This window comes from Kribbella sp. NPDC003505 (assembly GCF_040610875.1).
Taxonomy (GTDB): domain Bacteria; phylum Actinomycetota; class Actinomycetes; order Propionibacteriales; family Kribbellaceae; genus Kribbella.
The window spans coordinates 542,031-553,520 of sequence record NZ_JBEXNA010000005.1 but is presented as its reverse complement, the minus strand read 5'-3'; the positions used below and the strand labels follow the sequence as shown (position 1 = coordinate 553,520).

Below are 11,490 nucleotides of genomic sequence, written 5' to 3'. Positions count from 1 at the left end.
TCTGCAGAAGAGCGACGATCCACGACTCGCGAACCCCGGCAGCAGCCATTCGCCACGACTCGGCGAAGCGGTCGGGGCGTGTGGTCAGTCGAGGAGGAGTCGCGCCGCGACCGTCGCACCGTCGGGCTTGATCGCGCCGGCTCTGTCTGCCGCTTGCGAGCGGATCTCGGGGGCCAGCGCTTCGCCGAGCGTCTCGGACAGCGAGTCGGCGGTCGGCGTCGAGCTCTCGTACGACGTGCCGATGCCCAGTGCCACGACCCGGGACGCCCAGTACGGCTGGTCTCCGAGGAGCGGCACGACAACCTGAGGTACGCCGGCGCGCGCGGCAGCTGTCGTGGTGCCGGCGCCACCGTGGTGTACCACGGCTGCCAGGCGAGGGAAGAGCGCTTGCTGGTTGACCTCGCCGATCACGAGGCAGTCGTCGCCGTAGTCGGCCAGATCCAGCTCCGACCAGCCCCGCGAGAGCAGCACACGCCGCCCGTGTCGGCGACTCGCCTCGACGGCGGTGCGGGCGATGTCCTGCGGCGCGTGCGCGGACATGCTGCCGAACCCGACGTACACCGGCGGCTCTCCCGCATCCAGGAACGTCTCCAGCTCCGCAGGGAGCGCGCGGTCGTCCGGCAGGAACCAGGCTCCGGTCTGTACGACGTCGAGCTCGGTCAGGCCCGCCGACGGGCACAGGGTCGGGTCGGCCGCGAGCCATGGCTGATCGGTCAGTACGTAGTCCCGGACGTTCTCCACGGGCGGTAGGCCGAGTGTTGCGCGGTGGCTGTTCACCGCAGGGCCGTAGAGGGCGTTGACGCGCTGAGCGTCCTGCTCCCACAGCACGCGTCTGTCGGTCTCGTCCTGCGGTGACGGAGTACCTGGCCGGGCGCCGGGCGAGTAGTGCCGCGAGGGAAGCCCGAGGAGGTGGTAGCACGCGAGGACGTAGCGAAGGCCGAACCGGTCAGCCACGTCTCGCGCGCCGGCCGGCATCAGCCCGGTCGCGACCAGCGCGTCGCAGCCCTCGGCCGCCGCGGTAAGCGTTTCGAACCGCGCGGCGACCAGCTCGGACGCCAGACGGAACGGGTCGGGCCGGGACGCCGATTTCGACCGCGAGACGATCGAACGCACCGGCGGGCCGAGCGGCGCCAGCGGGACGCCGGATCGACCCCCCAGGACGGCGAAGTCCTCGTCCGGCGGGACGCACACCAAGGCATCGGCGCCGAGCCCGCGGAGTGCCACCGCCAGGGCAACGAGTGGTTCGACGTCGCCACGTGATCCCCAGGCCGTCAACAGTACGCGCACGTCGGATCCCCATTCCCTCGATCTCCCCAGGGGGCGCTGGCCGGCAATTCTGCGCGTCGAACCGGGGCTTGCGGCAAGTCCCCCGGTTCGCTATAGCTTGGAAGTAGAGGGGCTGACGTTCCTGCGCAGCTGGTACAGCACGAGGCCGGCGAGTAGCGCGCCGAGTGTGCCGAGAGCCAGATCGCCGAGGGTGTCGGTGTACGCGGTCTGCAGTTCGGGGGAGTTGCGGACGAAGGTCACGTACTCGCCGAGCTCCCAGACGACTGCCGCCGTCGTACCGAAGCCGAGGGCGACGAAGACGGTGAGGCCTCGCGACAGGTCACGCGGTGCGAAGGCCAGCAGCGCTCCGGCGGTCAGGAAGCCCCAGAGGACGAAGTGCATCGCGTCGTCCCACCAGTCGACGGTGTCGAACAGGTTCAGCCGGTTGCCGATCAGGTCGATCAGCCACGGCAGCGTCATCAGCAGGTCCGCGGCCCAGGGAAAGCTCCGGTGCAGCGTGCTGCGTGCACGCCCGTACACCCACCACCACAACGGCAGGATCATCGCGCCGATCGGGTAGACGATCAGCCGGGCGGTCGAAGCCTTACCCTTGATCCCGCTGAGATCCGGCCAGATCAGTGCCGACAGCAACAACCCGAACAGCAGGACCTTGGCGAGTACGGCGGCGTGCCGGACCCAGTCCGCTCGCGCCGCGGGTGTGGCAACCATCGTCGTCATACCGCCAGTCAATCCGGCCGCCGCGTCCGGCGGATGAGTACAACTACCCGAACATCAGACACCCAGCCAGCCGCGACGGGAAGCTTCGTGGCCCAGCTGGAACCGGGTGACCACCTGGGCGCGATCCATGAGCTGGCTGACCCGGCGCTGCACGGTGCGCAGCGACATCCCGAGCTGGCCGCCGATGGCCTGATCGGTGAGACCGGCCAGCAGCAAGGTCAGGATCCGAGCGTCGACGTCGTCGAGGCGATCGGCGGCGAGCTCGGTGGTGCCCGTGTCGGTGGGAAGCACCTCGTTGGCGCTCGCCCAGATCAGGTCGAACAGGTGCAGCAGCGCGTCCAGCAGTCCCGACGGGTGGACGAGCAGTCCGCCGCCGGCGGAATCGGTCGCGGTAGGGGCCAAGGGCAACAAGGCGAGCGAGCGGTCGGCGACCACCAAGCGGAGCGGCAGGTCGCCGGTGACCCGGATCAGTTCACCGGCCTTGAGCGACTCCGACACCAGGTCGACGAACCCGGGCTTGCTGAACGCCGCCCGCTCGACGACCACCCGGTACGTCACGCCGCGCGCCAGTGCGACGTCCTCGTCGACGTTCTCGTCCGCGGACACGATCGCCACCGACGCCTTCACCAGCGCCAGGACTTCGTCCGACGCCCCGCGCTGCATCTGGCCGAACCGTTGCGCCACCGCCTGCGCGCCGCGGACCACCTCGATCACGTCGGTGTCGGACCGATCCGCCATCACCCCGCGGTACTGCTCGGCGAGCCGCCCGAGCTCGAGCTGTGCGCGCCGGATCTCCTCCTGGCGCTGCACGATCAGCGACCCGAGCGCGAGCGCCGGCGGGGACGCGACGAAGTGCCCCGGCATCGCGGTCGACCGCGCCACCAGGCCCTTCTCCTCGAGACCGTCGAGCGCCGCGGCGAGGTCGGCGACGTCGACCCGCATCGTGGCGGCCAAGGTCTCCAGCGACTCCGACGGCAGCGCGATCAGCCGCCGGTAGGCGCCTTCCTCGATCGCATCCAGTCCCAGCACGTCGAGCATCGTGCGCTCCTTCGAGGGCCCTCCGGTGGTGTCCGGCGTGGCGGACACGTGTCATGCCGTAATCCCGCCATTGAGCAGTCTACGGCGGCGTGACATGTTCATGCCATCCGTTCCCCAGATCCTCCCCAGGAAGGGTCCGCCCATGTCCCGATCCGCCCGTGCCGTCGCCGGTGGGCTCGCCGCACTCGTGGCTCTGGCCGCGGTGACGACGACGCCCGCGCAGGCCGGCGGCGCTGCCGTACCTGATGCCGCTCCACCGACCCAGGCCGCCACCGGGTCCACCCACCGCGTCACGCTCGTGACGGGTGACGTGGTGACCCTGACCGATACCGCCGGCGGCCCGCCGGCCGCCTCCGTCGAGCAAGCGGCCGGAAACGCCGGCGGCGTCCAGATCCAGCAGGTCGGCGACGACCTGCACGTCGTACCCGACGTCGCGCTGCCGTACCTCGCCTCGGGCCGTCTCGACCCCGAGCTCTTCAACGTCACCTCGCTCGTCGACCAGGGGTACGACGACGCGTCGGTGAAGTCGATCCCGCTGATCGTCCAGTACCGCCCGGGTCTGCGGGCCGCCGCGGCGACTCCGCAGCACGCCGAGCGTGGCGCCACGCTGGAGAGCATCGGCGGTCAGGGCCTGTCCGCGCGCAAGGCAGAAGCCGCGCAGTTCTGGTCCGGTATCACCACCACCGGCACCGCTCGGTCCGCGACGCCGGGGCAGTTCGGCGCGGGGATCCAGAAGGTCTTCCTCGACGAGAAGGTCGAGGCCAGCCTGGCCGAGAGCGTCGCGCAGATCGGCGCGCCGGGCGCCTGGGCCCAGGGCCTCGACGGTGCCGGTACGACGGTCGCCGTCCTCGACACCGGGATCGACCAGACCCACCCCGACGTGACCAGCCGGATCGTCGAGACCAAGAGCTTCGTCCCGGGCGAGACCACCGAGGACGTCAACGGCCACGGCACGCACGTCGCGTCCACGGTCGCCGGTACCGGCGCCGCGTCGAACGGCGTCGAGAAGGGCGTCGCACCGGCCGCGCAGCTCGCCATCGGCAAGGTGCTCAGTGACAGCGGCTCGGGCGCCGCGTCCTGGATCATCGACGGGATGGAGTGGGCCGCACACCGCGCCAAGGTGGTCAGCATGAGCCTCGGCAGCACCGAGGCCAGCGACGGCACCGACCCGATGGCGCTCGCGGTCGACCAGCTGAGCGCCGAGACCGGCGCCCTGTTCGTGATTGCCGCCGGCAACTACGGACGGGTCAGCGGGATCGGCTCGCCGGGCGCGGCGTCGTCCGCGCTGACCGTCGGCGCTGTCGACAAGTTCGACCAGCGGGCGTACTTCCAGGACATGGGTCCGCGGCTCGGCGACGCCACCGTGAAGCCCGAGATCGTCGCACCGGGCGTGTCCGTGCTCGCGGCGCGCGCCGCGAAGTCGTCGGGTACCGGGTTCTACAAGTCCCTCAGTGGTACGTCGATGGCGACGCCGCACGTCGCCGGCGCCGCGGCTCTGCTCGTCCAGAAGCACCCCGACTGGACGGGGGAGCAGGTCAAGTCCGCACTGGTCAGCACCGCGAAGCCGCTGGCCGGCGAGACGGCGTACCAGGTCGGCGGCGGGCGGCTCGACGTACCGGCGGCCGCGTTCGGGAAGATCACCGCGACCGCGACGCGCGAGTTCGGGTTCCACGCCTGGCCGCACGGTGACGACGCGCCGGTCGAGCGCACCGTCACCTACACGAACCTCGGCGACACCGCTGCCACGCTCGACCTGTCGACCGACGTGACCAGCGACGGTACGACGCCCGCCCCGGCCGGACTGTTCACGCTCGGCTCGGCGCAGGTCACCGTACCCGCCAACGGCACCGCGTCGGTCACCGTGACCGCGACGCCGAACCTCGCCACGCCGGGCCTGTCGTACTCGGGCACCGTCATCGCCAAGCAGGACGGCAAGCAGATCGCGCAGACCGCGGTCGGCCTGGTCATGGAGGGCGAGCGGTACGACCTCGACGTGCACGCAGTCGGCCGCGACGGCAAGCCGGCGGGTGGGTTCCTGACGCTGTACAAGTACGGCGATCAGTTCGTGACGACGCTCGAGATCGACCCGGCCACCGGGACCGTCTCGAAGCAGCGCCTCGAGCCGGGCGTGTACGCGGCGTACTCCTGGCTGCCGGTCGACGGTGCGGAAGGCGTCGCGCTGGTCGGCAACCCGCACCTCGTGGTCGAGCGGAACACCGACCTCGCTCTCGACGCACGGGAGGCAAACCCGATCACGCTCAGCACACCGCTGCCCGGTGAGGACGTCTACCGCCGGTCCGGCTGGTACCACGACTCCGGGATCGGCGGGCAGTTCGCGACGTTCCTCAGCCAGTACGTGCCGACGCCGGTGGTGACCAAGGTGTACGCCGCTCCGACCGGCGCGGTGGCCGGCGGCGTGTTCGACTTCTCCTCCCGCTGGCGTCGTACGTCGCCGCTGGTGTCGATGAGCGTCGACCTCACGCAGTTGCACCCGTTGCTCCAGCGCGGGTCGAAGCGCTGGGACGGCAAGGCGACGCTGACGGCGGCGTACGCCGGTGCCGGCGCTGCCGCGGACTATGTGGGCAAGGACGTTCGGGGCAAGGCCGTGTTCGTGACGGCGAGCAGTGCGGTGACGCCGAGCGCGCGGGCGGTGGCTGCTCGCGACGCCGGAGCGCGGTTGCTCGTCGTCGTGAACAACGCTGCCGGCACGTACTACGACCTGGCCGGCGGAACCGATCTGCCCGTGTACTCGCTGACGGCCGCCGAGGGTGAGCCGCTGGTGGCCCGGATCAGTGCCGGCGGCAACGTTCGGCTGCGGGTGATGGGTACCGAGGCGCCGCCGTACCTGTACGACCTGGTGAAGGCCTACACCGGTGCGATCCCGGCCGACCTGCGGTACGCGCCGCGGGCCGAGGAGCTGGCGACGGTCGTCAACCGGTTCGTCGGGCCGACCGACGAGCTCGCGTTCGAGACCCGGGCCGACTGCCGCATCGGGTTCTGGCCGCCGTGCCTGCAGGTCACCGAGCCGATCCACCTCGGGACCCAGCGGGTCGACTACGTGTCGACGCAGGCCGGGACGGACTGGTACGAGCAGACGATGCACCCGGGCGGCTGGGAGCAGCGGGGCGATCGGCACACGTACCAGCCGCTGTCTGTGCAGACGAACTCCTGGTTCGCGCCTGCCGTTCGGCCGCGAGTCGGTTCGGGGTACTGGAACCCTCGCCGGAACGGTGCCTTCTTCGCGGTCAACGTACCGACGGCCAGCAGTGGCGACCAGGGAGTCACCGGCTCGATGAACGACGAGTCGACGGTCGAGACCCGGTTGTTCCAGAACGGGACGCTGATTCGGAAGAGCCCGTTCCAGGCGGTCCAGGCGAGTGTCCCGGCGACGTCCGGATGGGCGGACTACCGGTTCGAGATGGACACCACCCGGCCGGCGGCCTGGGAGTTGGGTACGAAGACGAGCAGCGCCTGGGACTTCCGGGCACAGACGACGGCCGCGAGCGACTTCGTCTATCTGCCGCTGATCCAGCTCGACTACCGCCTGGCGACGGATCTCAACGGTGCGTTCGCGGGTGGGACTCGGCAGCGCATCGGATTGTCCGCGTTCCACCTCGACGGTGTCGAGGGTGCGGGCAAGCTCACGGGTGCGACGCTGGAGGTCTCGTACGACGACGGCGCCAGCTGGCAGGCCGGGCCGCTGTCGCGGACCGGCGCCGACTGGTCCGCCGACGTACTGCTGCCGAAGGGTGCGTCGTACCTCTCGCTGCGGGCGACCGCGACCGACGACTCCGGCAACAAGGTCAGCCAGGAGGTGATCCGGGCGGCCGCGATCCGGTGACGACATGAGACAGCCGGCAGTGACCCAGGAGGTCACTGCCGGCTGTTGTCCGTGTGCTCAGCTGACGCTGACCAGGTCCACCACGAAGATCAGGGTCTCGCCGGGCTTGATCGCGCCGCCCGCGCCGCGGTCGCCGTACGCCAGGTGCGGCGGGATGACGAGCTTGCGCCGGCCGCCGACCTTCATGCCCTGGACGCCGGTGTCCCAGCCCTGGATGACCTGGCCGACGCCGAGCTGGAACGCCAGCGGGGCGCCGCGGTTGTACGAGGCGTCGAACTCCTCGCCGGTGGAGTGGGCGACGCCCACGTAGTGCACGTTCACCCGCGAACCGGCCTTGGCCTCGTCGCCGTCGCCCACGGTGATGTCGGTGATCTCGAGATCCGCCGGCGGCGGACCGTCCGGAAAGTCGATCTCTGGCTTCTCAGTCATACCCCCAGCTAAGCAGACCGCACGCCGGCCGCCGGCCTGCCCCCGGTGGTTCCGCTCTGGGCGGAACCACCGAAGGCTGTCCGTCAGTACGTGCGCCAGGTGTCCTCGCCGGCAGCGCACTCGCCTCGCCATCGCCAACCGGTCACGACCTCAGTGGGCTGTAGCCAGGCCGCGGTGGTCTTGCCGGTGCCCTGGTTGTGGTCGGCGGGGCCGTAATGCAGGCAGATCCTCCAGCGGTTGCCCTTGTAGGTCGTGGTCAGCGTGATGTGGTCGGCGCCGGGGTAGCGGACTCCGTTGTTCCAGACCCAGCCGCCGTAGGGGCCGGTGGTGAGCGAGATGGTCGCGTTGCCGGCGTTCTGGTACCGGAGACTGCTGGAGCCGTTGGACAGCGTCTGGTAGACGCAGGCGCTGCCGGCATTGCAGGTGGCCGCGTCGGCCGTGGATGCCGTGGCGATGCCGACGGCGGCTGTGGTGGCCAGGGTGGCCCCTGCCGCGGCCAATGCGCGTGCGGTTCTGCGGTGCTTCGTCGTGGTCTGCATTGATCCCTCCCGAGTTTGATGTCCATCGCAGTAAAGGCGCACCGGCTTTCAGCCCGCTTTCACGGATCACTCTTCTGTCCCGGGGAATCCGGACGGTTTAGGCTCCCGGTAGGGCCGACCAATGGGGGTGGGCCGGACCTTTGGGGAGATGTGATGACGGAGCCTGTGACCCGGACGCTCGACGTACCCGGGGCGACGTTGACGTACGACGTTCGTGGGGACCTGGCGCAGCGGCCGGTGCTGTTGATCATCGGGTCGCCGATGGGCGCCAGCGGGTTCCCGACGCTGGCGTCGTACTTCGAGGACCGGGCTGTGGTGACGTACGACCCGCGAGGCGTCGAGCGCAGCGTCCGTGACGGCGAGCTGACCGAGCTGTCGCCGGAGGACCACGCGGCCGACCTCGCCGCGTTGATCGACCACCTGGACGTCGGGCCGGTCGACATCTTCGCGAGCAGCGGCGGCGCGGTGAACGCACTGGCGCTGGCCGCCCGTCGCCCCGACCTGATCAACACGCTGGTCGCGCACGAGCCGCCGCTCGCCGGGATCATCCCGGACCACCAGAGCGCGCAGGCCGCGATCGCGGACATGTACGAGACCTACCAGCGCGACGGCCTCGGGCCGGGCATGGCGAAGTTCATCGCGCTGGTCATGTACGACGGCGAGATCCCCGCCGACTACACGCAGCAGCCCGCGCCGGATCCCGCGATGTTCGGCCTGCCGGCTGAGGACGACGGGTCACGCACGGACGCGCTGCTCGGGCAGAACCTGCGCGGCTGTACGTCGTACCAGCCCGACTTCGACGCCCTGGGCAAGGTCCGGGACCGCATCGTGGTCGGCGTCGGCGAGGAGTCGCACAACGCCCTCGCGGGCCGCGGCGGAAAGGCCGCCGCCGAGCGGCTCGGTCTGACGCCCGTCGTGTTCCCGAGCAACCACGGCGGCTTCCTCGGCAACGAATACGGCCAGCCCGGCAAGCCCGAGGAGTTCGCCGCCAAGCTCCGCGAGGTGCTCGGCTAAAGTAGCGCTCTGTGATCAAAGCGCTCGTTCTGGTAGTCAGTTTGTTGACGGTGCCTGCACCGGAAACGTATGCGCAGTACTCATTGATGTTCGAGAAGGCCGCCGGCCAGTACTTCGCCGGCGGCACCGCGGCCGGTCAGTGGGCCTGGACTCCGCTGAGCGCGACCGAGTCCGACATCTCCTGGGGCGACCCGGAAGTCTGGCCGCCCGCCTCCGCGGAGCACTTCGTCCACGACGGCGACTGGGTCCTCCTCGAGGGCTACAACGACGGCGCCGGCCGCCCGCTCACGCAGATCCAACGCGTCACCACCGAATCCCTCGGCGACCCGAACTGCACCGACATGCAGCCCCTCCCGTCCGACGGCGGCCGCCAGCACTACGTGAAGTGGACCATCCCAACCACCGGCTACTGCCTGGACGCCATCGGCACCATCGAGTCTTCCGGCGGCTCCACCACAGTCAACTTCCGCCACCTCCAGAAGTGGCTACCGCCGCATCCCTGCTCCAACCCGTGCTACGCCGGCCGCACCTGCATCACCCAGTACGAGCAGTGGTGGGACGACAACCAGCACGCCTTCTCCCTGCAGCTCACCCGCACCGTCGAGCTCGCCGAGGGCCTGGGCATGGCCTTCACGAACCGCACCACAGTCCCTCTGGAGTGGAACACCGACGGCCGCAACTACTGGCACTACTGATCTTCTGCGCGCCGTCCTCGCAGTAGGTCTGCTTTCGACGACGCTGATACCGTGGGGTGTGCGCATGAACAGCGTGTTGTCGACGGAAGACATCGATCGCATCGCGGAGGAGGCGGTCGACAGCGAGTCGCCCGAGTTACTCGCGGCTTCCTTGGTCGATGCTGTCGAGCACGGCCGTCTGAAAGACGATGCTGACACCTCGTACGCCTTGATCGTCGCGGCCGAGATCACCGCTGATGCCGGCGAGCCAGATGCCGCGATCGCCTTGGCAGAGCGCGGTATCGAAGCCTACGAGCGATCCGGCAACGAGTCAGCGTGCTACCCGATGGCGGTTCGCGCGGACGTGCTGTTTCTCGCCGGCCGCGACGAGGAGGCGATGACGCAACTCTCGCTTCTGCGTGACCAGTTGACTGAGGACTCCGAGGCCGCGACTTATCTCAGCGACGTGCTCGTGTCGCATGGTCGAGCGGAAACCGCCGAGGCCTGGCTGACGGAGGCACTCGACGTTGCTCTCCGGCGTCACGATGAACTGGAGTCCGAACCTACGGCCTCGTCGTCCGACGAGGTCGCGATGGTGGCCTTCGAACTCCTCCAGGCTCGCCATGCTGTGCGGCACGAGCTTGAACTGCCGCACGACGATCGCGACGACCTGGCGGACGAGTTGCTGGATGCGCTGGGGGAGGCAGACGACGGCGACGGGCAGGTCTTGATGTTCTTGCCAAGGCCGGAGTACGACGAAGCCCTCAGCCGCTGGCCGAATCTGGCCGTCGACTGTGGCGCGACGTGGGACGAGCATCGAGCAATGACAGAGCGAGACTTCAAACTCTTCGCCGAGCACGGCGCGGTCCGCTTGGCGGCCGTGGCCGGTTCGGCCGATGGCCTCGCGGCGTTCGCCACGGCAACCGACAGCGTGCAGCTGGACGGAGACGTGCTTCAGGCCTACAGCGATTCCCTCGTGCAGGACGGCTCCGCCGAGGTCAGCTGGCCCCCCGGCCGAAACGACCCCTGCTGGTGCGGTTCAACCAGCAAGTACAAGAAGTGCTGCCTCCCACGCTCCTAGCCAGACCGCACCCGACGCATTCGCCGTTTCTGACCACGGGGGCTTCGGTTTGCCGGTGATCAGTGGCTGGCCGACGTTCCCTTGCGCGCAAGCCGGTCCGATCCGCGCGGGCAGAAGACCGGCTCTCTCCCTCCGCAGAGCCGGTCTTCTGGCCTTGAGTCACTTCGACAACGAGCCCTCGAAGTGGCTGCCCTCGTAGTCCCAGCCGGGCGCGATCTCGATCTGCAGCGTCGAGGACGCGTTCGCCTTCGGGATCGCGAAGCCGTACCGGGCGGTCTTCTTCTTGCCCGGAAGGATCGAGCCCTCGAACCCGCCGCCCAGTTTCTGGTCCGTGTCGAAGACCGATTCGGCCTGATCCCCGTTCGGCCCGCTGGCGAGCTTCACGTCGACCAGTCCGGTGTCGAACGTGTTCGTGGAGCCGTTCTGAAGCGTCACGGTGACGATGACTCCGACGTCACCGGGCTTCCCGCCGGCGGCGTACTGGCCGATCCGGTACCGCTTCAGGCTGGTGACCTGAACCTTCATCCCGTCGCTGTACTTGAACCACTGCGTCGCCCCGACCTTCGCAACCCGATCCTCATCGGTCGGGGTAGCCGTAGGCTCCGCGCTCGCGGGAGGCTCGGTCGCCGCCGCGGATGTCTGCGACGGCAATGGTGACGAAGCGGTCGCCGGCGCCTCGGCTTTGGTTGCCGTGCTCTCCCTCGTCGCTTCGTTGAGCCCGTTTGCCAGTACGGCGGCACAACCGCCCGCGAACACGACGAACGCCGCCGTCACCACGATCACGATGTTGCGCACTGTGTGCCGCTTCTTGACCGGCGGCTCCGGCGGCAGGTCAGGTCGGTACTGCTGGTCTTGCGGATACTGAGACAT

10 protein-coding genes are annotated in these 11,490 nt (G+C 69.5%); 4 read left to right on the top strand and 6 right to left on the bottom strand.

All coding sequences use genetic code 11. The features are described 5' to 3' along the window. Positions 1-84: 84 nt before the first annotated feature. The 3 genes from ABZX12_RS20615 to ABZX12_RS20605 all read right to left on the bottom strand — a co-directional run bounded on the left by ABZX12_RS20615 (position 85) and on the right by ABZX12_RS20605 (position 3,042). A complete protein-coding gene (locus ABZX12_RS20615) occupies positions 85-1,287 on the bottom strand; it encodes a glycosyltransferase (RefSeq protein WP_355695244.1) in 1,203 nt (400 codons plus the stop codon). A 90-nt stretch (positions 1,288-1,377) separates the two neighbouring features. Beyond that, positions 1,378-2,004, bottom strand: coding sequence for a hypothetical protein (locus ABZX12_RS20610; protein ID WP_355695243.1), 627 nt, complete (start codon positions 2,002-2,004; stop codon positions 1,378-1,380). 54 nt (positions 2,005-2,058) lie between these two features. After that, positions 2,059-3,042: a hypothetical protein gene (locus ABZX12_RS20605; protein WP_355695241.1), complete on the bottom strand. Its 984-nt coding sequence runs from the start codon at positions 3,040-3,042 to the stop codon at positions 2,059-2,061. Between the two features lie 142 nt (positions 3,043-3,184). Here ABZX12_RS20605 and ABZX12_RS20600 point away from each other — a divergent pair, with 142 nt between their 5' ends. Further along, a complete protein-coding gene (locus tag ABZX12_RS20600) occupies positions 3,185-6,883 on the top strand; it encodes a S8 family serine peptidase (RefSeq protein WP_355695239.1) in 3,699 nt (1,232 codons plus the stop codon). Positions 6,884-6,940: 57 nt separating this feature from the next. On the opposite strand, the gene ABZX12_RS20595 is transcribed toward ABZX12_RS20600, so the two are convergent. Together ABZX12_RS20595 and ABZX12_RS20590 are read right to left on the bottom strand one after the other, a co-directional pair. After that, entirely contained in the window at positions 6,941-7,312 is a 372-nt protein-coding gene (locus tag ABZX12_RS20595; RefSeq protein WP_355695237.1) for an FKBP-type peptidyl-prolyl cis-trans isomerase, read from the bottom strand. Positions 7,313-7,395: 83 nt separating this feature from the next. Further along, positions 7,396-7,851 (bottom strand): hypothetical protein, encoded by a 456-nt coding sequence (locus ABZX12_RS20590; protein ID WP_355695235.1) that lies wholly within the window; start codon positions 7,849-7,851, stop codon positions 7,396-7,398. Positions 7,852-8,004: 153 nt separating this feature from the next. On the opposite strand from ABZX12_RS20590, the gene ABZX12_RS20585 reads away from it, so the two are divergent. The 3 genes from ABZX12_RS20585 (at position 8,005) to ABZX12_RS20575 (ending at position 10,620) form a co-directional block, all read left to right on the top strand. Continuing rightward, positions 8,005-8,865: an alpha/beta hydrolase gene (locus ABZX12_RS20585; RefSeq protein WP_355695234.1), complete on the top strand. Its 861-nt coding sequence runs from the start codon at positions 8,005-8,007 to the stop codon at positions 8,863-8,865. A gap of 50 nt (positions 8,866-8,915) precedes the next feature. After that, positions 8,916-9,560, top strand: coding sequence for a hypothetical protein (locus tag ABZX12_RS20580; protein ID WP_355695232.1), 645 nt, complete (start codon positions 8,916-8,918; stop codon positions 9,558-9,560). Between the two features lie 64 nt (positions 9,561-9,624). Next, on the top strand, positions 9,625-10,620 hold the full coding sequence (locus ABZX12_RS20575) for an SEC-C domain-containing protein (protein ID WP_355695230.1): 996 nt from the start codon (positions 9,625-9,627) through the stop codon (positions 10,618-10,620). A 159-nt stretch (positions 10,621-10,779) separates the two neighbouring features. Here ABZX12_RS20575 and ABZX12_RS20570 read toward each other — a convergent pair whose 3' ends face one another. Beyond that, entirely contained in the window at positions 10,780-11,490 is a 711-nt protein-coding gene (locus ABZX12_RS20570) for a DUF4352 domain-containing protein (protein WP_355695228.1), read from the bottom strand.